At 67.3% G+C, this 26807-nt stretch carries 25 protein-coding genes and 1 pseudogene; 6 read left to right on the forward strand and 20 right to left on the reverse strand.

Annotation, left to right across the window (positions count from 1 at the left end; translation table 11 throughout):
- Window positions 1–2 precede the first annotated feature (2 nt).
- A pseudogene (locus ACZYZ5_RS05970) lies at window positions 3–1137 on the reverse strand (LOG family protein).
- Between the two features lie 154 nt (window positions 1138–1291).
- Window positions 1292–1777: an SRPBCC family protein gene (locus ACZYZ5_RS05975; RefSeq protein ID WP_463900006.1), complete on the reverse strand. Its 486-nt coding sequence runs from the start codon at window positions 1775–1777 to the stop codon at window positions 1292–1294.
- Between the two features lie 53 nt (window positions 1778–1830).
- Between ACZYZ5_RS05975 and ACZYZ5_RS05980 the strand changes: the two genes are divergently transcribed.
- The 3 genes from ACZYZ5_RS05980 (at window position 1831) to iolB (ending at window position 4551) form a co-directional block, all read left to right on the forward strand.
- A complete protein-coding gene (locus tag ACZYZ5_RS05980) occupies window positions 1831–2634 on the forward strand; it encodes a gamma-glutamyl-gamma-aminobutyrate hydrolase family protein (protein WP_463900008.1) in 804 nt (267 codons plus the stop codon).
- Window positions 2635–2765: 131 nt separating this feature from the next.
- Window positions 2766–3506: a GntR family transcriptional regulator gene (locus ACZYZ5_RS05985; RefSeq protein WP_463900010.1), complete on the forward strand. Its 741-nt coding sequence runs from the start codon at window positions 2766–2768 to the stop codon at window positions 3504–3506.
- Window positions 3507–3654: 148 nt separating this feature from the next.
- The gene (gene iolB / locus ACZYZ5_RS05990; protein WP_463900011.1) at window positions 3655–4551 is read left to right on the forward strand and encodes a 5-deoxy-glucuronate isomerase; all 897 of its coding nucleotides are present in this window, start codon (window positions 3655–3657) and stop codon (window positions 4549–4551) included.
- 127 nt (window positions 4552–4678) lie between these two features.
- Here the strand turns inward: iolB and ACZYZ5_RS05995 are convergent, their stop codons facing one another.
- From ACZYZ5_RS05995 to ACZYZ5_RS06025, 7 genes are all read right to left on the reverse strand, one after another.
- Entirely contained in the window at window positions 4679–5713 is a 1035-nt protein-coding gene (locus ACZYZ5_RS05995) for a Gfo/Idh/MocA family oxidoreductase (RefSeq protein ID WP_463900013.1), read from the reverse strand.
- The gene (locus tag ACZYZ5_RS06000) at window positions 5710–6504 is read right to left on the reverse strand and encodes a TIM barrel protein (RefSeq protein ID WP_463900015.1); all 795 of its coding nucleotides are present in this window, start codon (window positions 6502–6504) and stop codon (window positions 5710–5712) included. The genes ACZYZ5_RS05995 and ACZYZ5_RS06000 overlap by 4 nt, the downstream gene beginning before the upstream one ends.
- The gene (locus tag ACZYZ5_RS06005) at window positions 6504–7610 is read right to left on the reverse strand and encodes a Gfo/Idh/MocA family oxidoreductase (RefSeq protein ID WP_463900017.1); all 1107 of its coding nucleotides are present in this window, start codon (window positions 7608–7610) and stop codon (window positions 6504–6506) included. The genes ACZYZ5_RS06000 and ACZYZ5_RS06005 overlap by 1 nt, the downstream gene beginning before the upstream one ends.
- 169 nt (window positions 7611–7779) lie before the next feature.
- Window positions 7780–8694, reverse strand: a complete 915-nt coding sequence (locus ACZYZ5_RS06010; RefSeq protein ID WP_463900019.1) for an ATP-binding cassette domain-containing protein — start codon at window positions 8692–8694, stop codon at window positions 7780–7782.
- Window positions 8695–8710: 16 nt separating this feature from the next.
- A complete protein-coding gene (locus ACZYZ5_RS06015) occupies window positions 8711–9760 on the reverse strand; it encodes an ABC transporter permease (RefSeq protein WP_463900020.1) in 1050 nt (349 codons plus the stop codon).
- 52 nt (window positions 9761–9812) lie between these two features.
- Window positions 9813–10808 carry a substrate-binding domain-containing protein gene (locus ACZYZ5_RS06020; protein WP_463900023.1) on the reverse strand — a complete coding sequence of 332 codons (996 nt, stop codon included), beginning with the start codon at window positions 10806–10808 and terminating at the stop codon, window positions 9813–9815.
- Window positions 10809–11071: 263 nt separating this feature from the next.
- A complete protein-coding gene (locus ACZYZ5_RS06025; RefSeq protein ID WP_463900025.1) occupies window positions 11072–12307 on the reverse strand; it encodes an MFS transporter in 1236 nt (411 codons plus the stop codon).
- Window positions 12308–12479: 172 nt separating this feature from the next.
- On the opposite strand from ACZYZ5_RS06025, the gene ACZYZ5_RS06030 reads away from it, so the two are divergent.
- Window positions 12480–12929: a MarR family winged helix-turn-helix transcriptional regulator gene (locus tag ACZYZ5_RS06030; RefSeq protein ID WP_307463632.1), complete on the forward strand. Its 450-nt coding sequence runs from the start codon at window positions 12480–12482 to the stop codon at window positions 12927–12929.
- Between the two features lie 77 nt (window positions 12930–13006).
- On the opposite strand, the gene ACZYZ5_RS06035 is transcribed toward ACZYZ5_RS06030, so the two are convergent.
- The 9 genes from ACZYZ5_RS06035 to ACZYZ5_RS06075 form a co-directional block, all read right to left on the reverse strand.
- Window positions 13007–14458, reverse strand: a complete 1452-nt coding sequence (locus ACZYZ5_RS06035; RefSeq protein WP_463900027.1) for a sugar porter family MFS transporter — start codon at window positions 14456–14458, stop codon at window positions 13007–13009.
- 10 nt (window positions 14459–14468) lie between these two features.
- Entirely contained in the window at window positions 14469–15341 is an 873-nt protein-coding gene (locus ACZYZ5_RS06040; protein ID WP_463900030.1) for a sugar phosphate isomerase/epimerase family protein, read from the reverse strand.
- Between the two features lie 80 nt (window positions 15342–15421).
- Window positions 15422–16435 carry a Gfo/Idh/MocA family protein gene (locus ACZYZ5_RS06045; RefSeq protein WP_463900032.1) on the reverse strand — a complete coding sequence of 338 codons (1014 nt, stop codon included), beginning with the start codon at window positions 16433–16435 and terminating at the stop codon, window positions 15422–15424.
- Between the two features lie 27 nt (window positions 16436–16462).
- Window positions 16463–17374 (reverse strand): sugar phosphate isomerase/epimerase family protein, encoded by a 912-nt coding sequence (locus tag ACZYZ5_RS06050; RefSeq protein WP_463900034.1) that lies wholly within the window; start codon window positions 17372–17374, stop codon window positions 16463–16465.
- A gap of 92 nt (window positions 17375–17466) precedes the next feature.
- Window positions 17467–18978 carry a CoA-acylating methylmalonate-semialdehyde dehydrogenase gene (locus tag ACZYZ5_RS06055; RefSeq protein ID WP_463900036.1) on the reverse strand — a complete coding sequence of 504 codons (1512 nt, stop codon included), beginning with the start codon at window positions 18976–18978 and terminating at the stop codon, window positions 17467–17469.
- 48 nt (window positions 18979–19026) lie between these two features.
- Complete coding sequence (iolD, locus tag ACZYZ5_RS06060) at window positions 19027–20955, reverse strand: 3D-(3,5/4)-trihydroxycyclohexane-1,2-dione acylhydrolase (decyclizing) (protein WP_463900038.1); 1929 nt, start codon at window positions 20953–20955, stop codon at window positions 19027–19029.
- A 39-nt stretch (window positions 20956–20994) separates the two neighbouring features.
- The gene (locus ACZYZ5_RS06065) at window positions 20995–21960 is read right to left on the reverse strand and encodes a Cgl0159 family (beta/alpha)8-fold protein (protein ID WP_463900040.1); all 966 of its coding nucleotides are present in this window, start codon (window positions 21958–21960) and stop codon (window positions 20995–20997) included.
- Complete coding sequence (gene iolC, locus ACZYZ5_RS06070) at window positions 21957–22958, reverse strand: 5-dehydro-2-deoxygluconokinase (protein WP_463900042.1); 1002 nt, start codon at window positions 22956–22958, stop codon at window positions 21957–21959. Before iolC ends, ACZYZ5_RS06065 begins: the two co-directional genes overlap by 4 nt.
- A 119-nt stretch (window positions 22959–23077) precedes the next feature.
- A complete protein-coding gene (locus ACZYZ5_RS06075; RefSeq protein ID WP_463900189.1) occupies window positions 23078–23440 on the reverse strand; it encodes a tautomerase family protein in 363 nt (120 codons plus the stop codon).
- 211 nt (window positions 23441–23651) lie between these two features.
- Here ACZYZ5_RS06075 and ACZYZ5_RS06080 point away from each other — a divergent pair, with 211 nt between their 5' ends.
- Both ACZYZ5_RS06080 and ACZYZ5_RS06085 read left to right on the forward strand, forming a co-directional pair.
- Window positions 23652–24017: an ArsR/SmtB family transcription factor gene (locus ACZYZ5_RS06080; RefSeq protein ID WP_463900044.1), complete on the forward strand. Its 366-nt coding sequence runs from the start codon at window positions 23652–23654 to the stop codon at window positions 24015–24017.
- Entirely contained in the window at window positions 24014–24496 is a 483-nt protein-coding gene (locus tag ACZYZ5_RS06085; RefSeq protein ID WP_463900046.1) for an SRPBCC family protein, read from the forward strand. The genes ACZYZ5_RS06080 and ACZYZ5_RS06085 overlap by 4 nt, the downstream gene beginning before the upstream one ends.
- 182 nt (window positions 24497–24678) lie before the next feature.
- Here the strand turns inward: ACZYZ5_RS06085 and sucD are convergent, their stop codons facing one another.
- Together sucD and sucC are read right to left on the reverse strand one after the other, a co-directional pair.
- Complete coding sequence (gene sucD, locus ACZYZ5_RS06090; RefSeq protein WP_463900048.1) at window positions 24679–25581, reverse strand: succinate--CoA ligase subunit alpha; 903 nt, start codon at window positions 25579–25581, stop codon at window positions 24679–24681.
- 12 nt (window positions 25582–25593) lie between these two features.
- A complete protein-coding gene (gene sucC / locus ACZYZ5_RS06095; RefSeq protein WP_463900050.1) occupies window positions 25594–26763 on the reverse strand; it encodes an ADP-forming succinate--CoA ligase subunit beta in 1170 nt (389 codons plus the stop codon).
- Between the last annotated feature and the right edge of the window lie 44 nt (window positions 26764–26807).

Here is a 26807-nt window from a genome sequence, read left to right on the forward strand (position 1 = left end):
CCTTAGCGGTCCAGGACGGCGAGCGCTTCTTCCACGGTGTCCACCAGGAAGATCCGGTTCTCCATCTGCCGTCCCGCAGCGAGGCTCTGCAGCAGCGGCCACGCCGGGTAACGCCGCAGCCAGTGCTCCTGGCCCACCAGCACCATCGGCATGATGGTGCCCGGGGTGCCGTAGTAGTTCTCGCAGGCATCCTGAAAGATCTCCTGCACAGTGCCCCCGGACCCGGGCAGGAACACAATGCCGCCGTCGCACAGTTCCAGCAGGATGGCCTCGCGGACGGCATTGGCGAAGTACTTGGCAATGTGGGTGGCGAAGAAGTTCGGCGGCTCGTGCCCGTAGAACCAGGTGGGGACGCCCAGGGATGGTGTGCCCTCCGGATGGCGTTCGACGACGGCGGCAGCGGACCGCGCCCACGCCGACACCGAGGGCAGGAACCCGGGAACCGCGGCGAGGTCGTCCAGGGCGCGCCGGAAGTCCCGTTCCGGGGCCTCGCTCAGGTACGCGCCGAGGTTGGCGGCCTCCATCGTCCCCGGGCCGCCGCCCGTGGCAACGACCCGGCCGTCCCTGGCCAGCAGCCGCCCCAGCAGTGCGGCCTCCTCGAAGACAGCGGACCCGCGGCTCGCGGCATGTCCGCCCATCACGCCCACCATGGTTCGGCCGGCGCAGAGATCCGAACGGGTCAGCTCATCGAGGGCATCGCCGATCGAATGGTCGTGCAGGGCCGCGGCCAGCGTCGCGTCCAGGCGGTGGCGCTGTCCCGGCCGGATGCTCCACTGGTACACCTTGGCGTCCGGGGTGTCCTCATAGCGGGATGCGGAGATCCCCTGGTAGAGCTCCTGGGGGGGTGTACAGCCTGGCGCGGTAAGGGTTGAACGGCGCCGCCTCGAGCTTGGGGAAGATGAGGGCGCCGCGGCTGCGCAGCGAATCCTCCACGCCGTCGTCGAACGTGCACCCGAGGAAAATCCCGCCCTGCGGATTCATGGCCTCGAGCTGCGCCGTCCGTCCGCGCAGGTCCAGCGACTGGGCGTGCCAGCCCTGCATGGTCCTGGCCCCGGCAGCGACCAGCCGGTCGAAGCTGTCCAGGCTTTCGACCTCCAGCGTGCGCGGACTCGGGTGCAGGCTGCGGGCGGCGTTCATAATGCCAGCCTAGACTGCGGCCTGGGCTCAGATCCGGCAGGCACCGGGCCGGCAGGCACCGCCCCGACGGGCACACAGCGACAGGCACAGGGCCGACGCCACGAAGGTGCCCCTCCGAACATCCGGCGGGGGCACCCTGTGCTCCGCCTTGGCGTCAGGAAACCCCGGCGGTGCCGGCTTCACGCTGCCCGGAGCTCAGGTAGGCGTCCAGCTTGGCGAGGGTCTGCTCGATGCTGGCCGGGTGGCGGCGGACGTATCCGGCCAGGCGCAGGAGGATCCTGGCGCGCACTTGCCGCGCGTCCCACTGTTCGGTGACGAGGGTGCCTGGGTTGCCGGCGACGTCAGCCGCGGGCTCCAGCAGGTAGCGCCAGACGTGGCCGCCGAAGTGCCGCCACGCGATCCGCCGGCCCTCCTCGAACTCGCAGACCGTGTTGAAGATCTTGTAGTCCAGCTTGATGTTCATTTCCATGCCGAACTTCGCACCAAGGGCAAGCCGTTCGGGGCCGCGCGGCTGGGCGCCCTTAACAGTGCCCGAGCCGTCGATCACGCTGTGCAGGGCCGGGGTGGCGAGCACCTCGAAGATGGCTTCCGGAGCGGCCGCGATGAAGCGGCTGCGGGACACGAGATATCTGTTGGTCATCCGGCCATCCTAGACCTCCGTTGTGACACCGAAGTTGTGGTGCAGAATAGACCATGCAGACTCCGCCCCTTGCCCGCAGCCCCCGGCCGCGCATCGGCATCCCCGTCCGGCTCAGCAGCTCCACGGACCCGGATCCGCGCGTGGCTGAAGCCAATGCGCTCTTCGAGTACATTGTGGAACTGGTGCGCGACGGCGGCGGCGAGCCGGTGCTGCTCTCGGCCCCCGGAGAGCCGCTTGAGGCGCTCGACGGCGTCGTCCTTCCGGGCGGCGGCGATCTTGACCCCCGGCTCTACGGCGAGGAACCCGGCGTCGCCTGCTACGACGTCAGCCACGCCCAGGACAAGCTGGACCTGGCCATTGCGCGGCGGTCGATTGATGCCGGGCTGCCGGTGCTCGGCGTCTGCCGCGGGCACCAGCTGCTCAATGTGCTCTATGGCGGAACGCTGATCCAGGACATGGATCCGGGGACCGTGGCGCACCGGGAAGCCGACCCCGGGCTCGGGGCCGGACCGTGGGCCTGGCATGGGGTCGCCGTGCAGGGTGGAAGCAAGATTGCCGGCCTGTACGGCGGCGGTGGATTCGGCGGCACTGGCGACGGCGGCACGGGCGACGGCGTCAGTTCTCAGGCCGTCACGGTCAAGGTTGCCTCCGGCCATCACCAGGCCGTGGCCCGGGTCGCCGATGGGCTCGTCGCGTCCGCCGTGGCGGAGGACGGGACGGTTGAGGCGCTGGAGGACCCGGACCGCTGGGTGGCGTCCGTGCAGTGGCACCCCGAGGCCCTGGAACTCCCGGCCGAAGAGCGGCTGGCCCCGTTCCGCGCCTTTGTTGAAGTGTGTCGCAGATCTCCCCTGGCCTGAACGGCCCTGCTACCATGGACTTAGGCAGTATGTCCTATCAAGCGAACATATGCTGAAGAACGTGACCGGCGGCCCGACCTGGGCCCGGGTCCGGGGCACAAGGGAGCGCTTCAACAGTGGCTATTCAAAAAGTGGCGAATCAACTTAATCTCAATGTGGACCGGTCCTCGCCCGTGCCGCTCTACCACCAGGTGGTCCAGGGCATTGAGGCCGCGATCCACGGCGGGATCCTTCCGCCGGGCAGTCGTCTCGACAACGAGATCGACCTGGCCGCGCAGCTGAACCTCTCCCGCCCCACCATGCGCAAGGCCATGGATGAACTGGTCCGCTCGGGCCTGCTGGTGCGCAAGCGCGGCGTCGGCACTCAGGTGGTCTCCAGCCAGGTCCGGCGCCCCCTCGAACTTTCCAGCCTCTTCGACGACCTCAGCAACAACGGGAGCAAGCCCACCACGGAGGTGCTGAGCTTCTCCCACGATGAGGCCGACGCCGCCACCCGGGCTGCACTCCAGATTCCCGCCGGCGCAAAGGTCTACCACTTCACCCGGCTCCGGAAGGTCGGCGGAAAACCGCTGGCGCTGATGGAAAACTGGGTCCGCGACGACATCACCCCCATCGACGAGGCGCTCCTGGGCTCACAAGGCCTCTACGCGATCCTCCGCAACGGCGGCGTCAACTTCCGGCTCGCCTCACAGCGGATCGGTGCCATGATCGCCAACGACTACCAGGCGTCCCTGCTGGAAACCACCCCGGGCTCGGCCCTTGTCACCATGGAGCGCACCGCCGTCGACGACACCGGCCGCCAGGTGGAGACCGGCCACCACGTCTACCGCGCGGATTCCTACAGCTTCGAAATGACGCTCGTCCAACGCTAGGCGCCACCAGCGCCCAGGCGACGGGCGCCCGCCGTCGGCTGGGCCGACTGGGCACTGCCCGGCTGGGCACTGCCCCCTGGTCCCCGCGAAACCCACCCCCGTCAGCATCCGCGCCGTCCTCCGGCGCGACAACGAAAAGGCAGAACTCATGGCCAACTGGGTCTATCCGCTCGGCACCGCCGCCCAAGGCACCTGGGACGTGTCCCTGGGCACCTCCGATTCCACCCTGGAGGTGGACGGCTGGGCCCACACCGGGCTGAAGGTCGCCACCCTGGGGGCCGCGGCCGCCGTCGAACTTCCCGCCGCGGGCGAGGAACGCATCGTGGTCCCGCTCAACGGGTCCTTCACGGTGTCGGTCGACGGCGAGGAGTACCGGCTGGCCGGCCGGGAAAGCGTCTTCAGCGGCCCCAGCGACGTCCTCTACACGGGGACCGGCAAGGCCGTGACCATCACTTCGGCCGGCGGCGGACGCGTCGCCGTGGCCACCGCCCCGGCCAGGGCCTCCTACCCGACGCGCCTGATCACGGCCGCGGAGACTCCGGTCGAACTGCGCGGGGCCGGCAACTGCTCCCGTCAGGTCCACAATTTCGGGACCCCCGCCGCCCTCGAAGCGGACCGCTTCATCGTCTGCGAGGTCCTGACCCCGGCCGGGAACTGGTCCTCCTACCCCCCGCACAAGCACGACGAAGAGAAGGACGGCGAGACCAGCCTCGAGGAGATCTACTACTTCGAGACCCGGGTCTCCCCCGGCGCCCCGGCCCGGCCGGGAGCGGACGACGCGATCGGCTACCAGCGTGTGTACGCCTCCGACGAGCGGCCCATCGATGTTTCCACGGAGGTGCGGACCGGCGACGTCGTCCTGGTGCCCTACGGCTGGCACGGCCCGGCCATGGCGGCCCCGGGCTACGACATGTACTACCTCAACGTGATGGCAGGCCCCGGCCCGGTCCGCGACTGGCTCATCAGCGACGACCCGCACCACGGCTGGATCCGCCAGACCTGGGAAGGCCAGGACCTGGACCCGCGGCTGCCCTTCGGCGCCTGACGGCACCGCTGTTCCAGACACGACCGCAACACAAGAACCCCGGGGAGCAGTTCACGCTGCGGCCCCGGGGTTCTTAGCAACTCCACCCCGGCGACGGAACCGGGTGGAGCGTCCTTTCAGCCGGCCTTCAGCCGGCCACGGTCTGGACCACGCGGACCGGTACGCCGGTCGCGAGGGATTCCTGGGCGGCATCGGCCACGCGGGAGGCGGCCACCGCGTCCTCCGCCGTGCAGGGGTTGTCCCGGCGACCCAGGATCAGCTCGACGAAGGCAGCCATCTCGGAACGGTAGGCCGCCTCGAACCGCTCGGCGAAAGTCCGGTGCGGCTCCCCCGCCGGGAACGAGACCCCGGCTTCGGCGGAGACCAATGCCGTTTTGTCGTCCAGGCCGACCATGAGCGAGCTCCGGGAGCCCTGGATTTCCAGCCGCACGTCGTGGCCCGCCCCGTTGTACCGCGTGGCCGAGACGGTTCCCACGGTGCCGTCGTCGAAGGTCACCAGCGCGAGGGCGGTGTCCACGTCGCCGGCTTCCCCGATGGCCGGGTCACCGTTGTTGGAGCCCCGGGCGTAGACCTCGACGATTTCCCGGCCGGTGAGCCAGCGCAGGATGTCGAAATCGTGGACCGAGCAGTCCCGGAACAGCCCGCCGGAGCTGGCCAGGAACTCGACCGGCGGCGGCGCCATATCGCAGGTGACGGCGCGCAGCGAGTGGATCCAGCCCAGTTCGCCGGCCTGGTAGGCGCGCCGGGCCTCCTGGTAGCCGGCGTCGAAACGGCGCTGGTGGCCGATCTGGACCACGCCGTTTCGGTCCCGGACGTAGTCGAGCACGGGCAGGGCGTCCGCCACGTTCAGGGCGACGGGTTTCTCGCAGAACACCGGGATGCCGGCGTCCACACCGGTTTTGATCAGTTCCGGGTGGGTCCCGGTTCCGGTGGCGATGACGAGTCCGTCCAGCCCGGACGCGAGGAGCGCCTCCACCGAGGGCAGGAATTCGGCACCGAGCCCCGCGGCGATGCTCCGGGCGTGGTCTGCGGCGACGTCCGTGAGCCGGAGCCGGACGTTGATGCCCTGCGGATTGAGGACGCCGTTGAGCGCGGCGATGTTGTTGGCGTGCATAACGCCGATCCGTCCCACCCCGACCAGCCCGAGAATCACGTCTTTCATACGTCTACCTTCGTGTGCAGTGCGGGAACGGTGAACGCTGCCCGGAAGGCCTCCAGGGCCGCGTAGCTGTCGCCGCTGGCCCAGGCTTCCATGCCCACGGTCCCGTCGTAGTCGGCCTCCGCGAGCGCCCTGGCGACAGCAGCGTAGTTAATTTCCCCGGTCCCGGGTTCGCAGCGCCCCGGAACATCCGCCACCTGGATTTCACCGATGTACGGCAGTGCGCTCCGGACGAGCTCGATCAGGTTCCCCTCCCCCATTTGGGCGTGGTACAGGTCAAGCATGAGTCTGGCGTTCGGGTGACCGGCGGCCTGCACGAGCGCAAGCGTGTCCTTGGCGCGGGCCAGCGGGATGCCGGGGTGGTCGAGGATGGTGTTGAGGTTCTCGAGGCAGAACGTCACCCCGTGTTTCTCGCCGAGTCTGCCGAGCCGCTCCAGGGTCCTGGCCCCGGTAGTCCACATGTGGCCGCTGGGCCGGTGGACCGGGCGGGCCGCCTGGCCGTCGATGAGTTCGGCCGGGTGCACCACCAGCCGGCTCACACCGAGTTCCAGGGCGGTCGGGATGAGCGACTCCGCCGTCCGCACGACCTTGTCCGCCGTGTCGGGATCCACCAGGCTGCCGGCGGTGTAGCCGGTCATGGAGGAAAACACCGCCCCGGTGGCCTTGAGCGCGCCGATGTCTTTGGTCCGCGACTCCCAGAGTTCGACGTCGAATCCGGCTTCGTGGATCCGGCGTACGCGCTCGGTGAACGGCAGCTCGGTGAAGATCATTTCGGCGCAGACGGCCAGGCGCATCAGAGGACCGCCGACTCGTTGACGGCGACCGTGTTGACCGCCACCGGCGTGCCGCGCTGGACTGATTCGATGCAGGCCAGTGCCACGGCCAGGGCACGCCGGGCGTCCGCTGCGCCGGGCGTCAGCGAGTACGGCGTCGTCGACGACGGCGCTGTGCCGTCCCGCCGGGCCCGCACGGTATCGGCGAAGTCGACGAGTTCGTCCGTGTAGGCCTGCCGGAAGAGCTCCACGTTAAGCTGCGGCGTGTCGGCCGACATCCCGTCGGCGGTGTAGCGGCGGGCCGCGGTTTCCGTGGCCCGCCCGGCCTGGACCATGCCCTTGGAGCCGAAGACCTCCCCGCGGATGTCGTAACCGTAGAGGGCGCTGAAGTTTGCCTCGGCCACAGCGATGGCACCGTTGCTGTAGCGGATGGTCACGACGGCCGTGTCCAGGAACCCTTGGTCCCGCAGTCCGGGTTCCACCAGGGCATCGGCAATGGCGTACACCTGCACCGGTTCGGCGCCTTCGTTGAACCAGTTGAGGGTGTCGAAGTCGTGGATCAGGGTTTCCAGGAAGACGGTCCAGGCCGGGACCCTGGCCGCGTTTGGGATGCAGCCCGTGCCCGGATCCCGGGTCAGTGAGCGCAGCAGTTGCGGCGTCCCGACGGCGCCGGCGGCGAGGTCCTTCTTGGCGGCCTGGAAGTCCTCCGCGTACCGGCGGTTGAAGCCGATCTGGAAGTGCACGCCGGCTGCCTCCACGGCGGACAGGGCGTCGTCGAGCTCGTCGAGGCCCAGTCCGGCCGGCTTTTCGCAGAACACATGCTTCCCGGCGACGGCGGCCTGGGCAATGAGCGAGGAGTGGAAGCGCGCCGGGCTTGCGATGATTACGGCGTCGATTTCCGGGTCGGCCAGGATGTCGGCGGCGTCGGCTGTCACCTTGCCGGCGCCCAGGACGGAGGCAAGCGCCGCGGCGGACTCCACGTTGGGATCAGCGATGGCCGAAAGCTCGGCTCCGGGGACGCGTCGGGCGATGCTCTCGGCGTGGAAGGCACCCATCCAGCCGGAGCCGATGAGCCCGATCCGTACGGGCTGGGGAAGGTCGGTGGTGTCCCGCTTCTGGTAGGTCATGGGATCGTCCTTTCAATTGTTCGCAACCTTGTGAGGGTGGAGCCGGTCTGCTGCGGGACCGCGGTTTCCTGGCATTGCCTCGGTCGGCGCAGGAAGCCGGCGCAACAAGGCCCGGCGCAGGAAAGAGCAGGGCCGTGCCCGGACGGGCGGGCCCTGCTCCCCCGTACTGCTAATAGGTCTTGCCGGTCGTCTGGGCCACCTCTGCCACTTCGCCCTGGACTTCCTTAATCACGTCGCCGTGGCCGCCGAGCTGTTCGAGTTCGTGGGCGAGTTCGGCGAGTTCGGCGCCGCCGGCCATTTGGGCGGTGAGCTCGTCGAGGGTGATGTCCTTCTTGTCGTAGTAGCCGATGGATTTGCCGCGTTTGAGCAGCAGGAACCGGTCCCCGACGGGGAAGGCGTGGTGCGGGTTGTGGGTGATGAAGATGACGCCGAGGCCGCGGTCGCGGGCCTGCAGGATGTAGCGGAGCACGACGCCGGACTGCTTGACGCCCAGCGCGGCCGTGGGCTCGTCCAGGATCAGGACCTTCGCGCCGAAATACACGGCCCGGGCGATCGCAACGCACTGGCGTTCACCGCCGGAGAGCTGGCCGATGGGCTGCTCCACGTCGCGCAGGTCGATGCCCATCGCGGAGAGTTCCTTAAGCGTGATCTCCTTCATCTTCTCGACGTCCATGCTCTTGAACGGGCCGAAGCCGGAGGTCAGTTCCGAGCCGAGGAAGAAGTTCCGCCAGATCGGCATCAGGGGCACCACCGCGAGGTCCTGGTAGACGGTGGCGATGCCGACGTCCAGGGCGTCCCGGGGCGAGGAGAATTTCCGTTCCTCGCCCATGATGTTCAGGACCCCGGCGTCGTGCTGGTGCAGGCCGGCGATGATCTTGATCAGCGTGGATTTGCCGGCGCCGTTGTCGCCCAGGACGCAGGTGACGCGTCCGTTGTCCACGGCCATCGTGACATCGGACAGGGCGATGATGTTGCCGTAATGCTTGCCCACCTTGTCCAGGGAGAGCAGGTGCACGGGGGTGTGCGTGAGGGGATCCTTTTCGTTCTGCAACAGTGTTTGCTGGTCGATCTCTTTGGCATTCATTTCTCTACAGACCCCTTTACTTCAGTTCCGCGCGGCGCTTGACGATGAGGTTGACGATGGTGGCCAGCAGCAGCATCAGGCCCAGGAAGAACTTGAACCAGTCCGGGTTCCACTGCGCGTAGACGATACCCTTGTTGGCCATGCCGAAGATGAACGCGCCGATCGCGCCGCCGATGGCCGAGCCGTAGCCGCCGGTCAGGAGGCAGCCGCCGATGACCGCGGCGATGATGTAGAGGAACTCGTTGCCTACACCTTCACCGGACTGCACGGTGTCGAAGGCGAAGAGGTTGTGCATGCCCAGGATCCAGGCACAGAACCCCACGCCCATGAACAGGCCGATCTTGGTGGCCTTGACCGGGACACCCACGGCGCGGGCGGCGTTGGCGTCCCCGCCGACGGCGAAGATCCAGTTCCCCACGCGGGTCCGCATCAGCACCCAGGTGGCCACCGCGACGAGGGCGAACCAGATGAACACCGTGATCTTGACGTCGACGCCGCCGATGGTCACCGAGGAGGCGAACACCGCCCGGGCCGAGGCGAAACCGTCCATGTTGGAGATCGACGGGGAAGACACCGACCCGCCGATCAGGCGGGTCAGGCCCAGGTTCAGGCCCGTCAGCATCAGGAACGTGGCCAGGGTCACGATGAAGGAGGGCAGCTTGGTCTTGATCAGGATCCAGCCGTTGATGAAGCCGATGGACAGGGACACCACCAGGGCCAGGCCGACGCCGACCCAGACGTTCGTGGTGAAGTACCAGCTGAACATCGACGCCGTCAGCGCCGAGGTGATCACGGCGACACCGGTGGACAGGTCGAACTCCCCGCCGATCATCAGCAGGGACACCCCTACCGCCATAATTCCGATCGTGGAGCTGCCATACAAAATGGTCGCCAGGGCGCCAGGTTGGGTAAACGTCGGGGAAACCAATGCGAAGAAGATGAAGAGGACGATCGCGCCCACCAGGGCACCGACCTCGGGACGTCCGAGGAGTTTCTGGAACGGACTGCGCTTGGCGACGCGCTCATCGGGCGCCGGTGACTTTGTCTTGGTCTGGGTCATGGTCATGATAGATCTCCTTGCTTCCGGGCCGGCGTGAGCCGGCCCGGCCAGCGGGCTGTTAGCGGATACCCTGCTCGGCGAACTTCAGGACATCGGCCGCATTTGACTGGTCGATGATTGCGGGGCCGGTGAGGACCGCCTGGCCACCGCCGATATTGAATCCGCCGCGCTTGTTCTGCCACAGCGCATCAACGGCGCCGTAGCCCTGCAGCCACGGCTGCTGATCCACGGTGAACAACACGGTGCCCTCGGAGATCTTCTGCGCCAGTTCCTTGTTCAGGTCGAAGCTGGCAACCTTGGCCTCACTCCCAGCGGTCGACACGGACTTCAGGAGCGTCAGAGTGATGGGGGCGCCCAGGCCGATGATGACATCGGCATCCGTGGAGGCCTGCAGCTTCGCGGTCGCCGTCGACTCGACCGAGGTCATGTCAGCCCCGTTCACGTACAGGATCTCGGTCCCCGGAACCTTAGCCTTCACGCCGGCGCATCGGGCTTCCAGGCCCACGTGGCCCTGCGCCTGGATCACGCAGACCGGGTGCTTGAACCCGCCGTCTGCCAGCTTGCTTCCTACGGCCTGTCCGGCGAGCTGCTCGTTGGAACCGAAGTGCGTGAAAGCCCCGAGCTGGGTGGCGACCGATTCGCCGGCGTTGAGGCTGACGATCGGGATGCCCGCGTCGGAGGCCCTCTTCAGGGCGTCCTTCAGCGCGTCCGGCGTAGCCAGCGTCACGGCAATACCGTCCACTTTCTGGTCGATGGCCTGCTCGATCAGCTGCGCCTGCCGGCCGGCCTCGGGATCGCCGGTGTAGAGCAGTTCGACGTTGTCCTTCGCGGCCGCTTCCTCGGCTCCCTTCCGGACGGTGTCCCAGAAGGTGTCACCGGCCGGGGCGTGGGTGATCAGGGCAATCTTCATCCGTTCCGTCGTGGCGACCTGGCCGCCGCCAGCCGCGTTGCCGGTATCTGCGGGCTTGCCGCCGGTGCTTGAACATGCGCTCATTGCCAGCAGCGGCACAACCGCCGCCACCAGGGTCGCCTTGCGCCAGGAAAATTTAGCCACCGTCAATCTCCTTTGATTTCAGCTCCGGGCTGCTACCTTGCAGCCGCCGGAATAATGCCTACCTCGATCATGGTGATTTAGCTCACGCATGTCAATAGTTTGTCCTGACATTAGGATGTAATCACGTAACTAAGGCGGTAAGGAGCGTAAAGATTCGCCGGTTCGCGCTGGCTTGCAGGGCGGTGACCGCGGTCCAAAACGCCGACGACGGCAGCCGGGGGCCGCCGTCGTCGGTTTCGCCTGCAGTGGTCTTCTGCTCAGCGCTAGGCCCGCTGCAGCGCAGCACCGTCCCGCTCGCTGTCCTGACCCGGGATGCCGGTTCCGGACGTGCCGCCGTCGCCTTCGGCGTCGTGCCGCTTCGCAGCGGCCGCCGCAAACACCATGACCCCCAGTCCCAGCACGGTGATCCCGGCGCCGGCCCAGATGGGCGAGGTGTAGCCAAGGCCGGCGGTAATGGTCACGCCGCCCATCCACGCGCCGAGCGCGTTGCCCACATTAAAGGCTCCGATGTTGGCACCGGATGCCAGGGTGGGTGCGGTCGTGGCGTATTTCATGACGCGCATCTGCAGCCCGGGGACCGTGGCGAAGCCGAAGCCGCCCAGCAGCACCATGGAGGCGATGGTCATCGGCTGGCTGCCGGCGGTCAGGGCAAAGACCACGAGGACGACTACCAGCACGGCGAGCGCCACGAGCAGGGTGCGGTCCACGTTCCGGTCCGCCGCCTTGCCGCCCACAGTGTTGCCGATGAATAGGCCCACGCCGAAGAGGATGAGGAGCCACGGGACGGTGGAGGCGGAGAACCCGGTGACCTCGGTGAGGGTGAAGGCGATGTAGGTGAAAGCGCCGAACATGCCGCCATAGCCCAGGATGGTGACCAGGATGGAGAGCCAGACCTGGCCGGAGCGGAAGGCACGGAGTTCCCCGCGCAGTCCGCCGGCGGCCGCCTGGCCTGAGCCGGTCTTCGGAACCAGGGTGAGGATGCCGACCAGGGCGAGCACACCGATGCCCGTGATCGCCCAGAAGGTGGACCGCCAGCCGGCGGCCTGGCCCAGCATCGTGCCGAAGGGAACGCCCAGGACGTTGGCCGCCGTGAGCCCGGTGAACATGATGGCGATCGCACCGGCTTTTTTGGTGGGTGCGACCATGCTGGCGGCGACCACCGCGCCGATGCCGAAGAAGGCGCCGTGCGCGAGTGCCGCGATGATGCGGCCGATCATCATCAGCAAGTAGTCGGGAGCAACGGCGGAGACCAGGTTGCCGGCAATGAACAGCACCATCAGCACGGCCAGCACGGGCTTGCGCTCGAAGCGCGTCACGGCGGCGGTCAGGAGCAGGGCCCCGACGACGACGGCGAGCGCGTAGCCGGAGATGAGCCAGCCCGCCGTGGCCTCGCTGACCTGGAAGTCAGCGGCCACTTCGGGCAGCAGGCCCATGATGACGAACTCGGTGAGTCCGATCCCGAACCCGCCGAGGGCGAGTGCTATCAGGCCGATGGGCATGGAGGAGCTCCTTCAAAAACTGTACGGAAAGAAAAACGAGGCGTAAGCTATTAGTTGCAGACGCGTTATTTATTGTTGCACAAGCAACTATGCCGCGCAAGCAACTAATTGGTGGCTGTGGGCGGTCCGGGGTTTTTCGGGGTAGTGCAGGCTGATCTGAAGGGAAGAACTGATGGGCATCAAGGACGACGCCGTCGAGGTCCGTGCGCAAGGCTGGCGGACCCTGGCGGCCTTGCATGGGCTGATCGAGGCGGAGCTGGAGCGCTCGCTGCAGGCCGTGGCGCAACTGTCCGTGGTGGAATACACCGTGCTGGATGCGCTGAGCCGCCAGGACGGCTGGCACATGCGGATGCAGCAGCTGGCGCGCGCCACCGCCCTGAGCGCCAGCGCCACCACGCGCCTGGTCAACCGGCTGGAGGACCGCGGCCTGCTGACCCGGATCCTGTGCGCCGATGACCGCCGCGGGATCTACACCGAACTCACGCCTAGCGGCATCAAGCTGCTCGAGGAAGCCCGGCCCAGCCATGACGCCACGCTGGAGCGGGCGCTGGCCGAAGCGCAGGAGGTGCCGGAACTGGCGCCGCTGGTCGCTGCGCTCCCGACGCTGCACGCGCACGTGTAAAGCCGCCGCCCGGCTTCCGGTCACGCAAAAGCCCTGCCCCGCGCCAGTTCGCGGGGCAGGGCTTTGTGCTGGTCCCGCTACACGCCGGCGGGCTGCTTGGCGGCCGCGTTCTTGAAGTAGTGCTCCAGGTCTTCCAGGCTCTTGTCCTTGGTTTCCGGGACCACGCGTTTCACCCAGACGATCGCTGCCAGCTGCATCGCCACGAAGATGAAGAACGTCATGGAAACACCGATCCAGGCGACCATCTGCGGGAAGAAGAAACCGATCAGGAAGTTGATCATCCACAGCACGAACACGCAGATGCCCATGCCGATCCCGCGGACATGCATCGGGAAAATTTCAGACATCGTCAGCCAGGTCACGGTGCCGATGCAGGACTGCATGGAGGCAAGGAAAGTCACCATGAACAGCAGCACCAGGTAGCCGCGGAGGGTGCTTTCCGGGATCAGCATCGAAATCAGGCCAATGGCCAGCAGCGAGGACGAGGTCCCGATCAGACCGGTGATCAGCATCGACTTCCGGCGGACCCGTGTCATCAGGGACATGCCGATGATGACGGCGACCACCGAGGTGACGCCGTTGACGACGTTGGCAAGAAGTGCGCCCTGGTCCCCGAAGCCTGAGCTGGAGAGGATCGAGGTGCCGTAGTACATGATGGCGTTGACGCCGCTGATCTGGTTGATGACCGCCATGCCCAGGCCCACCACAAAAATCCTGCGGATCCACGGCACCGTGAGGTCGCGGAAGGTTCCGAGCCTGGATTGGTAGTCCTCCCGGGCCGCCTGCCGCACCTCATCGAATTCCGTTGAGACATCGGCCGGGGCGCGGGTCTTGCGCAGGACTTCGAGGACCTCGCCGAAGCGTCCGGCCGATGCCAGCCAGCGGGGGCTTTCGGGCAGGACCAGCATCCCGAACCAGAGCACAACGGCCGGCAGTGTCGCGATGACCAGCATCCAGCGCCACACGTTCGAGGCCTCGGGGAAGGCGTTGCCCAGGACCGCGTTGAACGTAAAGGCCAGGAACTGCCCGGTGACGATCATGAGCTCGTTCTGCGTGACGATCCGCCCGCGCTGGGCCGCCGGCGACATTTCCGCGAGGTAGACGGGCACGATCACCGAAGCCCCGCCGACGGCCAGGCCAAGGACGGTCCGGGCCAGGACCAGCAGTTCCGTCGTGGGGGCGAGGGAACAGGCGACGGTGGCGACGGCGAAGATGAGGGCCAGCCCCATGATGGTCTTGCGGCGGCCGAAACGGTCGGACAGCCTGCCGGCGGTGATGGCGCCGAACGCCGCGCCGAACAGCAGGGTCGAGGTGACCAGGCCTTCGGTCAGCGGGGTCAGCCCGAGGTCGCGCTGCATGAACGGCAGGGCACCGTTGATGACACCGGTGTCGTAGCCGAAGAGCAGGCCGCCGAAGGTCGAGAACAGCGCGACGCGCCGCATGAAACGCTTCGGGTGCGCGGCAGCACCGGCCGGGCCGGCCGCGGCTTGGGCCGAGGAGCTGGTGAGGGTGTTATCCGTTTTCTGCATAGGGCGGCCGCTACCGTGCTTTTTCGATGTAGTTGTTCATCGTGTCCAGCTGGTAGCGGGAGACCTCGGCGGCGTTGTCGTCCTCGGCGAAGACGCTGGAGACCATCACGGTGTCCGTCCGGTCGAGGAAGCCGATTTCCTTGAGACCGCCGAAGAACTCGTCCCAGTTGACGTCGCCGTCGCCGATTTTCAGGTGCTGGTGCACCCGGACCGGATTTCCGGGCGGGTTGGTGATGTAGCGCAGCCCGTGCGAGGCGTGGTGGTCCATGGTGTCGGCGACGTGGACCAGGCGGAGCTTGTCCCCCGCGGCGCGCATGATGTCCAGCGGCGCGTTCTGCATGTGGAAACTGTGCGAGGCGACGTAGACCAGGCCGACGTTCTTGGAGTTCAGGCCGCGGATCACCCGGATCGCTGCCAGTCCCTCCTCGACGAAGTCGTCCGGGTGCGGGTCGATCAGCAGGTCGATGCCTTCGCGTTCGATGATCGGCAGCAGCTCCTCCATGGAGCGGTAGAACGCGCGCTCGGATTCCTCCGCCTTCTCCGGGCGTCCGCTGAATTCGGTGTTCATCGTGCTGACGCCGAGATCCACGGCGATCTGGATGGCACGCTTCCAGTAACGGACAGCCGCTTCACGGGCGTCCTCATCCGGGCCGGACCAGCGCAGCACCGGCAGGACGGAGGCGATTTCGATTCCCGCGTCCTTGCAGGCCTTGGCCAGCTGGCCAACCAGTTCGTCGTCAGCCTTGGGGTGGTTGTAGAACGGGATGAGATCGGCGTGCGGGGTCATCTGCATGTACTTGTAGCCGAGGTCCGCCACCACCCGGGGAAACTCCAGCAGGCTGTGCGAGTGGTGGAAGGGCGTTGGATCAAGTGCGATTTTCACTGAGGACACTCCATTGTGGATCGGTTGAGCGCGGGACGGGAAGGAACGGGTACGGGGCCGTGGCCCGCAACACGTTCGTCCTAGCGGTACAGGTCGGGCTTGGCGTTCAGTCTCACGGCGACCTTTTCGCCGTTCTTCTGCGCCTCGACGCCGGCCTCGCAGCACGCGGCGGTGGCGTACCCGTCCCAGGCCGTCGGGCCGCCGATTTCACCGCGCACGGCGGCGTCCACCCAGGACTGGATCTCGACGTCGTAGGCGGCACCGAAGCGCTCCTCGAAGCCGGGGGTGACGCTGCCGCCCCAGCGGCCGTTGCTGCGGGTGTACGGGCCGTTGTCCCCGCCGATGCTGACGATGCCGTCCTCGAAGGAGGCCTGGGTGGCCACCTCGTAGCCGAACTTGGCGTTGACGTAGATCTCGACGTCGGCCAGGACGCCGGTTTCGGTTTCGATCAGCACGTGCTGCGGGTCGTGCTGGCCGGCCGGGGCGTTCCGGGTGGCCTTGCCGAGGCGGACCTGGACGGAGGTGATTTCCTCGCCGGTGAAGTAGCGGATCGCGTCGAATTCGTGGACCACGGAGTCGTTGATCAGCATCTCGTTGGTGAAGCCGGCCGGGGTGCTCGGGTTGCGGTGCTGGTGGTGCAGCATCAGCAGCTCGCCGAGTTCGGAATCGCGGATGATCTTTCCAAGGGCTGCGTATTCGGCGTCGAAGCGGCGCATGAAGCCGACCTGGATGCGCTTGCGGCCCAGCTTCTGCTCGGCCTCGACAATCTTCCAGGAGGTCTCGGCATCCGGGGTGAGCGGCTTCTCGCAGAGGATCGGGATGTCCTTGGCGATCGCCTTGAGCAGGATGTCCTCGTGCAGGAAGCCGGGTGTGGCGATCAGTACAGCGTTGACGTCGCCGTTGTTGAGGGCCTCGTCGGCGTCGGCCAGGGCCACGGCGCCCGGGATGCCTTCGATGGCCGCCTGCGCACGGGCGAGGTCGACGTCGACAACGGCGGCAACTTCCGCGCCGTGGATACGGGAGCTGAGCCGCTGGATGTGGTCTGCGCCCATACGGCCGGCGCCGATGACAGCTACGCGGAGGGTCTTGGTCATGGTCATGTCCTCAGTTCTGGTTGACGTCTAGTTGACGGCGGTGCGGGATCCGCAGGAAAGCAGGTAGTTCCGGGTGCGCTTGGCGATCGGCATCGGGACGTCGAAGGCCACGGGGTACATGTCCTGCTCCACGATGCCAAAGATCGGCCGGTTCAGTGCCTCGACGGCCTCGATGACGGCGCGCAGGTCCGGCAGGCCGTTCGGCGGTTCAGTCATCACGCCGGCCAGGTTGGCGGCGGCCCAGGTCATGTTTTCCGCGTTGACCTTTCGGAGGATGTCCGGATTGATCTGCTTGAGGTGCAGGTAGCCGATCCGGTCCGGGTAGTTCTTGATCAGCTCCAGGCTCGAGGCGCCGCAGTACTCGGCGTGCCCGGTGTCCAGGCACAGATTGAGGTACTGGCCGTCCGTGGCGGCGAGCAGGGTTTCGATGTCCTCCTGCGCGCCGACGTGGGAGTCGGCGTGCGAGTGGAACTGCTGCTTCAGGCCGAAGTCCTCCAGCAGGGTCTTGCCGAGGCGGTTGTGCCCGGCGAAGAGGTCAGCCCAGGCCTCTTCGGTGAGCTCGCCGCTTTCGACAGCCTCGCCGGTGACGTCGTCGCGCCACATCGCGGGGATGACCACGATGTGTTCCCCGCCCATCGCGGCGGTGAGTTCGGCGACCTTGCGGGCCGGTTCCCACGCGGTTTCCCACTCGTCCAGGCCGCGGTGGAAGGCGGTGAACACGGTGCCGGCCGAGATCTGCAGGTCGCGTGCCTTGAGCTCCTCGGCGAGCCGTGCGGGGTCGGTGGGGAGGTAGCCGTAGGGGCCGAGTTCAATCCACTTGTAGCCGGATTCGGCGACCTCGTCGAGGAACCGTTCCCACGGGGTCTGCTTGGGGTCATCCGGGAACCAGACACCCCAGGAGTCCGGCGCCGTGCCGATGATCAGCTTGTTCTCAGTCATTGCCATTCCTTCTCATCGATTGCTCCGCAGGTGCCGTTTTGGACGCTCAAAACGGCGGTTGCGGAGCAGTCGATGGTGGGTAGTTGGGTCGCTTAGTTGGACGGGAAGTTGTAGGAGGCGCCGGAGGCGTGGGTGGGTTCGGGCCAGCGTGAGGTGACCACCTTGCCGCGGGTGTAGAAGGACACACCCTCCGGACCGTACATGTGCTTGTCGCCGAAGAGCGAGGCCTTCCAGCCGCCGAAGGAGTGGTACGCCACCGGTACGGGCAGCGGCACGTTGATGCCGATCATGCCCACGGTGACGGAGCGCTGGAACTTGCGGGCGTTGGCGCCGGAGGAGGTGAAGATGGCGGTGCCGTTGCCGTAGGGGTTGGCGTTGATCAGCGCGATGCCGGCGTCCAGGTCCTCGACGCGGACGACGACGAGGACGGGTCCGAAGATTTCCTCGCTGTAGGCGGTCATTTCGGTCTTGACGTGGTCCAGGACGGTGGGGCCGACCCAGAAGCCGTCCTCGTGGCCGGGGACGACGAGGTCGCGGCCGTCCACCACCATCGCAGCTCCCGCGGCTTCGGCTTCGGTGACGATCTTCACGATGCGGTCCTTGGACGCCGGGGTGATGACCGGGCCCATTTCGGCGTCGGGCACGGTGCCGTTGTCGACCTTGACGGCCAGGGCGCGCTCTTCGACCTTCTTGACCAGCAGGTCGGCGGCCTCGCCGACGGCGACGGCGACCGAGATGGCCATGCAGCGTTCCCCGGCAGAGCCGAAGGCGGCGGCCGCGAGGTGGTCCGCGGCGTTGTCGAGGTCGGCGTCGGGCATGATGATGGCGTGGTTCTTCGCGCCGCCCAGGGCCTGGACGCGCTTGCCGTGCTTGGTGGCGGTCTCGTGGACGTACTGGGCGATCGGGGTGGAGCCGACGAAGGAGATGCCGTCCACGTCCGGGTGGGTCAGGAGGCCGTCGACGGTTTCCTTGTCCCCGTGCAGGACCTGGAAGACGCCGTCGGGCAGGCCCGCGTCCTTCCACAGCTGGGCCAGCAGCATCGAGGCGGAGGGATCCCGCTCGGAGGGCTTGAGGATGAAGGCGTTGCCCGTGGCGATCGCCATCGGCGCCATCCAGAGCGGCACCATGACCGGGAAGTTGAACGGGGTGATGCCGGCGACGACGCCGAGCGGTTCGCGGAACGAGAACACGTCGATGCCGGTGGAGACCTGGTCCGAGTAGTCGCCCTTGAGCAGCTGCGGGATGCCGCAGGCGAACTCGATGACCTCCAGGCCGCGGCCGATCTCGCCCTTGGCGTCGGAGAGGACCTTGCCGTGTTCGGCGGTGATCAGTTCGGCGAGTTCATCGACGTGGGCGGCGACGAGTTCGCGGAACTTGAACAGCACACCGGTGCGCTTGGCGAGGGAGATGTCGCCCCAGCTGTCGGCGGCGGCGCGGGCGGCGGCGACGGTGGCGTCCAGGTCCGCCCGGTTGGCCAGCCGGAGCTCTGCGGTGACGGCGCCGGTGGCGGGGTTGTAGACGGGCTGGGTGCGGGTGCCTTCGCCGGCGGACTCAGCGCCGTTGATGAAGTGGTGGATGGTTTTGGTGGTGGTGAGGGTGCTCATGGGAATGTCCTTGGGGGTTGGAATCTCGGGTGGCTCTGGGAGCCGGGGTCAGCCGAGCAGCTTGCGCTGGCGGCTCTTGTGGTCGACGTAGGTCTGGAAGGCCTGTTTCGTGGAGTCGAGCTCGGCGACCTGGGAGACCGGAACGTCCCACCAGGACTCGGAGCTGGGGGCGTCCAGCAGCGGGTCGGATTCCACGTGGATGAGGATCGGACCGCCGCGTTCGGGCGCCGCCTTGGCGTCGCGGACGGCCTGTTCCAGCTCCGCGATGACCTTCTCCCCCGGTTCGATCCGGATCACCTTCACGCCGAGGCTTTCGGCGTTCAGGGCCAGGTCCACGGGGAGCCGCTCGCCGTCGTCGAAGCTGTGGTGGTCCTCGTCGAGGGCCCGGTACTGGGTGCCGAAGCGCTGCGAGCCGAGGGATTCGGAGAGCGAACCGATCGAGGCGTAGCCGTGGTTCTGGATCAGGACCACGATCAGCTTGATCCGTTCGGCGACGGCGGTGACCAGTTCGGTGTGCATCATGAGGTAGGAACCGTCCCCCACCATCACAACGACGTCGCGCTGCGCCCCGCCCCTCGCGGCTTCGGCCAGCGCGGCGCGCTTGACGCCGAGGCCGCCGGGGATCTCGTAGCCCATGCAGGAGTAGGCGTATTCGACGTGGTAGCCGAACGGGTCCCGGACGCGCCACATCTTGTGCAGGTCGCCCGGGAGGGACCCGGCGGCGCAGATGACGACGTCCTGGGCGTCCATGGCGCGGTGCGTGGCGCCGATGATCTCGTTCTGGGCCGGCAGCGGGGTGAAGCGGGTGTCGAAGGCCTCGTCCACGGTGGCGTCCCAGCGGGTTTTCTCGGCCGCGATCTGCTGCTCCAGGTCGGCGCCGATCCGGTAGCCGCCCAGGGCCTGGTTCAGCTTCACCAGGGCCTTGCGGGCGTCCGCGACGATCGGCAGGGAGCTGCCGTGCTTGTAGGCGTCGATCGCGGCGACATTGATGTTGATGAACTTCACGCCCGGGTTCTGGAATGCGGTCCGGGACGCGGTGGTGAAGTCCTCGTAGCGGGTGCCGATCCCGATGATCAGGTCCGCTTCGGCGGCGATGGCGTTGGCCGCCGTCGTGCCGGTGGAGCCGATCGCGCCGAGGGAGAACTTGTGGTCCCAGGGCAGGACGCCGACGCCGGCCTGGGTGTTGCCGACCGGGATGCCGGTCAGCTCGGCGAACCTCGCGAGCTCCTCGTTGGCGTAGGCGTAGAGCACGCCGCCGCCGGCGATGATGAGCGGGCGTTTGGCGGCGCGGATGGCTTCGGCGGCGCGGCGGATGTCCTCGTCGTCGGCGTCCGGGCGGCGGATCCGCCATTCGCGTTCGGCGAGGAATTCCTCGGGCACGTCGAAGGCCTCGGCCTGGACGTCCTGGGGCAGCGAGATGGTCACGGCGCCGGTCTCGGCCGGGTCCGTCAGCACCCGGAGGCCGTGGTGGAACGCGGAGAACAGCTGCTCGGGCCGGGAGACGCGGTCGAAGAACTTGGACAGCGGACGGAACGCGTCGTTGACCGTGATGTCGTAGGCGTAGGGCTGCTCGAGCTGCTGCAGGACGGGGTCCGCGGCGCGGGTGGCGAAGGTGTCGCTCGGCAGCAGGAGCACGGGCAGCCGGTTGGTGGTGGCCAGCGCCGCACCGGTGAGCAGGTTCGAGGAACCCGGCCCGATCGAGGTGCTGATCGCGAAGGTCTGCCGGCGGCGGGTGTGCCGGGCGTAGCCGACGGCCTGGTGCGCCTGGGCCTGCTCATTCCGGCCCTGGTAGTACGGCATGATCGTGGGATCGAGCTGCTGGTACTGCTTGAGGGCCTGGCCGACGCCGGCGACGTTGCCGTGGCCGAAGATCCCGAACGTGCCCGGGATCAGCCGTTCGCGGAAGTCCTGGCCGCCGATCGAATCGACGGTGTACTGCTGGGACAGGTATTCGACCACCGCCTGCGCGACGGTCATGCTTCGTGTTCCTGAGGCAGTTCTGGTTCCCATGGGACGTTACTCCGATACTTCTGCGGCGCGGGCGGATGCGGGGCGGGTGGATGCGGTGTGGTGCAGCAGCGAGGCGGCGGTCGCCACGGCCCCGGCCACGTCGCCGTCCTGCGGGTAGAGCAGGGTCCGGCCAACGGTCAGGCCCTGGACGCCCGGCAAGGCGAGGGCTGCTTCCCAGCTCGCAAAGACGACGTCCTGGCTGCTGTCCGGGTCGCCGCCGAGGAGCACGGTGGGCATGGTGGTGGACGCCATGACGCGCTCCATTTCGGCCACCACCGGGAGCTTCATCCAGGTGTAGGCGCTGGTGGAGCCAAGGCCTTCGGCGATCGCGACGGATTTGATGACGGCGTTGGTGGAGAGGTCGTTGCGGACCCTGCCGTTCTCCCAGACGGACAGGAACGGCTCCACCATCGCGATGAGCTTGCGCCCGGCGAGGGAATCGATCGCCTTGGCGGTGGCTTCCAGGGTGGCGACGGTGTCCGCGTCGCCCAGGCAGATGCGGGTGAGCATCTTGCCGCCGTCGGCTCCGAGCGCCTCGAGGGCGGCAGCGGTGTGGCCGGTGAAGCGGTCGTCAAGTTCATTGACCAGGCCGGAGAGGCCGCCGCGGTTCATCGAGCCGAAGAGCAGCTTACCCTCGAGCGCGCCGAGCAGGAGCAGGTCGTCCATGATGTCCGGGGAGGCCAGCACGCCGTCGACGTCGGGATTGGCCAGGGCGATCTGGAGCCGGTCCAGCAGCTGCCGGCGGTCGGCCATCGCCACGGGGTCACTGCCGACAGTGAGGGCGCCGCGGGCCGGGTGGTCGGCGGCGACGATGAAGTTCTGCTTGCCGGCCTTGACGCCGGGGTGGCGGCGGCGGGCCTTCGCGGCGCGGGCGATCGCGTCGGGGTCCTCGAGCCGGATGATGCTCAAGTGTTCGTAGCGGCGGGGATCATCATCCACCGCGAGGGTAGCGGCGGCGGGGTTGACACTCACAGGGTTGCTCCTTCGGTGGCGTAGGTGCCCGGCACGAGGCGGCCGCGTTCGGCGAGCAGTCCGGTGACTTCGTCTGGCGTCGGCATCGCGTCGGCGCAGGACAGCCGGGAGGCGACCAGCGCGCCGGCGGCGTTGGCGAAGTCGAGGACCTGGGCGAGCGGCCAGCCGGAGAGCAGCCCGTGGCAGAAGGCTCCGCCGAAGGAGTCGCCGGCGCCCAGGCCGTTGACGGTTTCCACCGGCACGGGGGCGGAGACGACGCGTTCGGTGCGGGTTTTGGCCATGACACCGTCCGGCCCGAGCTTGACGACGGCGATCTCGACGCCGGCCGCGAGCAGCCGGTCCGCCTGTTCGTCCGGGGTGCCTTCGCCGACGGCGACGGCGCATTCCTTGTCGTTGCCGATCGCCACGGTGACGTGCGGGAGGATCCTGGCGACCTGTTCCCGGGCTTCGGCTTCGGAGGCCCAGAACATCGGCCGGTAGTCGAGGTCCAGGATGGTGAATTGGCCGGGCTTCAGCCCGGTGCGGGTCCGCGCCTTGTGGGCCGCGAGGTGGGCGCTGCGGCTGGGTTCCTGGCACAGGCCGGTGACGGTGGACCAGAAGATGCCGGCGGCCCTAATGGCGTCCAGGTCCAGCTCCTCGGCCTTGATCTGCAGGTCCGGGGCCGTGGGGAAGCGGCCGTAGAAGTAGAGCGGGAAGTCCTCCGGCGGCTTGATCGCGCAGAAGGTGACGGCGGTGGGCCATTCCTTGACCGCGGTGACGAAGGCATCGTCGACGTTGAACTTCCGCAGTTCGCGGTGCAGGTAGCGGCCGAAGGCGTCGTCGCCGGTGCGGGTGATAACAGCGGTGCGGCGGCCGTGGCGGGCGGCGGCAACGGCGACGTTGGACGGTGATCCGCCAAGGTACTTTCCGAAGGACGTGACATCCTCCAGATCCACCCCGATGTCGTTCGGGTAGATATCAACGCTGATGCGCCCGATCGTGAGCAGTTCGTGGGTCACGGTGATCGCGGACCTTTCTGGTGTGAACTCGGTACCTTTGCGCAGCCTGAGCTTCGGTGCTTAGGAAGCCGGCGTGAGCCGGGCCACATCCACTACTCTGCCTTAGAATCTATGTACTGTCAAAGGTTTGTACTGACATACTTACAACATGACACCAGAGGGGCTGAATGCCCCCCGCCGCGTGGCCGTTTTGGCGGGCAGCCGGCGCGCGCCCGCGGGCTATTTACTGGGCACGCCCAGCTCTCCGGTGACGTACTGCGCCCGGCCTGGGTGAAGATCTGGATCATCACCACGTCCGGCGTCCGCTCGAAGCCGAGGCCGGCATCCTGGGCCAGGATCTGCCCCGCGGGATGTTCGGTTTGGAAGTAGTCCCGCTCCGGAATGCCGTATATGGCCACAATGGCGTCATGGATTCCCCGGCTGAGCGCCTGGAGCTGCTCCGGGGTCCGGCCCTGGTTGACGTCGATTCGCACGAGCGGCACCGGCCACTCCTTCATTAGTTTGTCCTGACATACTAACAAATGGCCGAGGGAGGGTGCAAGGCTAACCAGCAACGCGGGCACTTGCGCAGACCGGGCGCCAGGCGTAGCGTTAACAACCTAGAGATTGATCAATGAAACGGTTGAATACAGAGTTGGCTAGCAGTGACCAAGCACCGTCACTGTCGGATCCGGGACGGGAGGTGGGCACCCAGTGGACGAACGCGACGACGATCAGCTCGACTCGGCCTTCCTGGCCCTCGCCGACCCGGTCCGTCGCCGCATCATCTCCCGGCTCAGCCGGGGTCCGGCCACCGTGAATGATCTGGCGGAACCTTTCGCGATCACCAAGCAGGCGGTCTCGAAACACATCCAGGTCCTCGAGCAAGCGCAGCTGGTCACGCGCACCCGTGACGCCCAGCGCCGGCCCGTCCACCTGAACCCAGCACGGCTGGAGGCACTCACCGCATGGATCGACCAGTACCGGCTGGTCCGCGAGGAGCAGTTCCGCAGCCTTGACGCCGTGCTCCAATCAAACGCCGCGGCACGCGGCACCCAGGCAAAGGACTCGTCATCATGACCAACGCCCTGAAACTCAGTGTCCCGGAGGGACTGCCCTTCATCGATTGCGAGCGGGAGTTCGACTTTCCCGTCGCCGACGTGTTCCGGGCCCACAAGGAGCCCGCACTCGTCGCCCAGTGGCTCGGCCCGCGGCGGCTGAAAATGGACGTCGACCACTACGATTTCCGCACCGGCGGCAGCTACCGCTACACCCACACGGGACCGGACGGCGCCGCCTACGGCTTCAACGGCGTCTTCCACACGGTCCGGGAAAACGACTTCGCCATCCAGACCTTTGAGTTCGACGGCTACCCGGATGTCGTCAGCATCGAGTTCCTGACCTTCGAGGATCTCGGCGGCGGACGCACCCGGCTGAAGGCCCACGGGGTCTATCCCAGCATGGAGGCCCGCGACGGCATGGCGCAGTCCGGCATGGAAGGCGGGCTGACCGAAGGCTACGAGCGGCTCGACGAACTCCTGGCCGGCGCCAAAGTCTGAGGCCCGGCACCGGCAGCGGGCAGAGCGGGATAGCACGACGGCGGCAGGTCACCTCCCCGGGGAAGGTGGCCTGCCGCCGTCGTGCTTAAACAGACAACGCGGGGTCGCTCCGGACCCATCCCAGCGAGTGGGACGGGCCGGAAGTGACCCCGCGTTGTGTTGGTGCTTGTGGTGCTTCGGCCCTAGAGGGCTGCGAAGACCTCGCGCAGGAGCTTGGCGGTCTCGGACGGCGTCTTGCCGACCTTGACGCCGGCAGCCTCGAGGGCTTCCTTCTTGGCCTGGGCGGTGCCCGCGGAGCCCGAGACGATGGCGCCGGCGTGGCCCATGGTCTTGCCTTCCGGGGCGGTGAAGCCGGCGACGTAGCCAACAACCGGCTTGGTGACGTGTGCCTTGATGTAATCGGCGGCACGCTCCTCGGCGTCGCCGCCGATTTCGCCGATCATGACGATCGCCTTGGTGTCCGGGTCAGCTTCGAAGGCTTCGAGGGCATCGATGTGGGTGGTGCCGATGACCGGGTCGCCGCCGATGCCGATGGCGGTGGAGAAGCCCAGGTCGCGCAGTTCGTACATCATCTGGTAGGTCAGGGTGCCTGACTTGGAGACGAGGCCGATGGGGCCCTTGCCCGTGATGTTTGCCGGGGTGATGCCCACGAGGGCCTCGCCGGGGGTGATGATGCCGGGGCAGTTCGGTCCGATGATGCGGGTGACCTGCTTGCCGTTGGCGTCGACCTTGGACTGCGCGAGGGCCCAGAACTCGGCAGAGTCCTGCACCGGCACACCTTCGGTGATGACGACAACCAGGCCGATGCCGGCCTCGATGGCCTCAACGACGGCGTCCTTGGTGAAGGCCGGGGGGACGAAGACGATGGAGACGTCAGCGCCGGTCTCGGCCATGGCTTCCTTGACGGTGCCGAAGACGGTGATCTCGTTGTCGCCGTGCAGGACCGTGGTGCCGGCCTTGCGGGCGTTGACGCCGCCGACAACGTTGGTGCCGGCCTTCAGCATCAGGGCGGTGTGCTTGGTGCCTTCGCCGCCGGTGATGCCCTGGACGATGACCTTGGAGTCCTTGTTCAGATAAATAGACATAGTCGAGTCCCTTTACTTCGCTGCGTTGGCGAGCTCGGCAGCCTTGTCGGCGCCCTCGTCCATGGTGGCTGCCAGGGTAACCAGCGGGTGGTTGGCCTCGGCCAGGATGCGGCGGCCTTCCTCAACGTTGTTGCCGTCGAGGCGGACTACCAGCGGCTTGTTCGCGGAGTGGCCCAGCTCGGCCAGTGCACCGACGATGCCCTTGGCGACGGCGTCACAGGCGGTGATGCCGCCGAAGACGTTGACGAAGACGGACTTGACCTGCGGGTCGCCCAGGATGACGTCGAGGCCTGCTGCCATGACCTCGGCGGAAGCTCCACCGCCGATGTCCAGGAAGTTGGCGGGCTTGACGTTGCCGTGGTTCTCGCCGGCGTAGGCAACGACGTCGAGCGTGGACATGACCAGGCCGGCACCGTTACCGATGATGCCCACGGAGCCGTCCAGCTTGACGTAGTTGAGGTCCTGCGCCTTGGCCTTGGCCTCGAGCGGGTCAGCAGCGTCCTTGTCTTCAAGGTGGGCGTGCTTGGGGTGGCGGAAGTCGGCGTTCTCGTCGAGGGAGACCTTGCCGTCGAGGGCAACGATGTCACCGGCGCCGGTCAGGACCAGCGGGTTGACCTCCACGAGGGTGGCGTCTTCCTTCTTGAAAACGTCCCAGAGCTTCAGGATGACGCCGGCGACCTTGCCGCGCAGCTCCTCGGCGAAGCCCGCAGCGGCGACAATTTCGTCGGCCTTGGCCTGGTCGATACCGACGGCCGGGTCGATGGCGATCTTGGCCAGGGCGTCGGGGCGCTCAACGGCGAGCTGCTCGATTTCCATGCCGCCTTCAACCGAGCACATGGCCAGGTAGTTGCGGTTGGCCCGGTCCAGAAGAACGGAGAAGTAGTATTCCTCGGCGATATCCGCACCCTGGGCGATCATCACGCGGTGGACGGTGTGACCCTTGATGTCCATCCCGAGGATGTTGGTGGAGTGTTCAAACGCCTCGTCAGCGGTCTTGGCGACCTTGACGCCGCCGGCTTTGCCGCGGCCTCCGGCCTTGACCTGCGCCTTTACGACGGTTACGCCGCCGATTTTCTCGGCAGCTGCCTTTGCTTCTTCAGGGGTATGCGCCACGATGCCAGCAAGCACGGGTACACCGTGCGCCTCGAACATATCGCGCGCCTGGTATTCAAACAGGTCCACGGTTTAGTGTCCTTCTACGTCGAAGTAGTTTCTGTACAGCCGGA

This window comes from Pseudarthrobacter ribosi (assembly GCF_055412865.1).

Coding starts and splice junctions, on each gene's coding strand:
- ACZYZ5_RS05975 (WP_463900006.1), bottom strand. CDS start 1,777: ATGACCAACAGATATCTCGTGTCCCGCAGCCGCTTCATCGCGGCCGCT.
- ACZYZ5_RS05980 (WP_463900008.1), top strand. CDS start 1,831: ATGCAGACTCCGCCCCTTGCCCGCAGCCCCCGGCCGCGCATCGGCATC.
- iolB (WP_463900011.1), top strand. CDS start 3,655: ATGGCCAACTGGGTCTATCCGCTCGGCACCGCCGCCCAAGGCACCTGG.
- ACZYZ5_RS05995 (WP_463900013.1), bottom strand. CDS start 5,713: ATGAAAGACGTGATTCTCGGGCTGGTCGGGGTGGGACGGATCGGCGTT.
- ACZYZ5_RS06000 (WP_463900015.1), bottom strand. CDS start 6,504: ATGCGCCTGGCCGTCTGCGCCGAAATGATCTTCACCGAGCTGCCGTTC.
- ACZYZ5_RS06005 (WP_463900017.1), bottom strand. CDS start 7,610: ATGACCTACCAGAAGCGGGACACCACCGACCTTCCCCAGCCCGTACGG.
- ACZYZ5_RS06010 (WP_463900019.1), bottom strand. CDS start 8,694: ATGAATGCCAAAGAGATCGACCAGCAAACACTGTTGCAGAACGAAAAG.
- ACZYZ5_RS06015 (WP_463900020.1), bottom strand. CDS start 9,760: ATGACCATGACCCAGACCAAGACAAAGTCACCGGCGCCCGATGAGCGC.
- ACZYZ5_RS06025 (WP_463900025.1), bottom strand. CDS start 12,307: ATGCCCATCGGCCTGATAGCACTCGCCCTCGGCGGGTTCGGGATCGGA.
- ACZYZ5_RS06030 (WP_307463632.1), top strand. CDS start 12,480: ATGGGCATCAAGGACGACGCCGTCGAGGTCCGTGCGCAAGGCTGGCGG.
- ACZYZ5_RS06035 (WP_463900027.1), bottom strand. CDS start 14,458: ATGCAGAAAACGGATAACACCCTCACCAGCTCCTCGGCCCAAGCCGCG.
- ACZYZ5_RS06045 (WP_463900032.1), bottom strand. CDS start 16,435: ATGACCAAGACCCTCCGCGTAGCTGTCATCGGCGCCGGCCGTATGGGC.
- ACZYZ5_RS06050 (WP_463900034.1), bottom strand. CDS start 17,374: ATGACTGAGAACAAGCTGATCATCGGCACGGCGCCGGACTCCTGGGGT.
- ACZYZ5_RS06055 (WP_463900036.1), bottom strand. CDS start 18,978: ATGAGCACCCTCACCACCACCAAAACCATCCACCACTTCATCAACGGC.
- iolD (WP_463900038.1), bottom strand. CDS start 20,955: ATGACCGTCGCGCAGGCGGTGGTCGAATACCTGTCCCAGCAGTACACC.
- ACZYZ5_RS06085 (WP_463900046.1), top strand. CDS start 24,014: ATGACCAACGCCCTGAAACTCAGTGTCCCGGAGGGACTGCCCTTCATC.
- sucD (WP_463900048.1), bottom strand. CDS start 25,581: ATGTCTATTTATCTGAACAAGGACTCCAAGGTCATCGTCCAGGGCATC.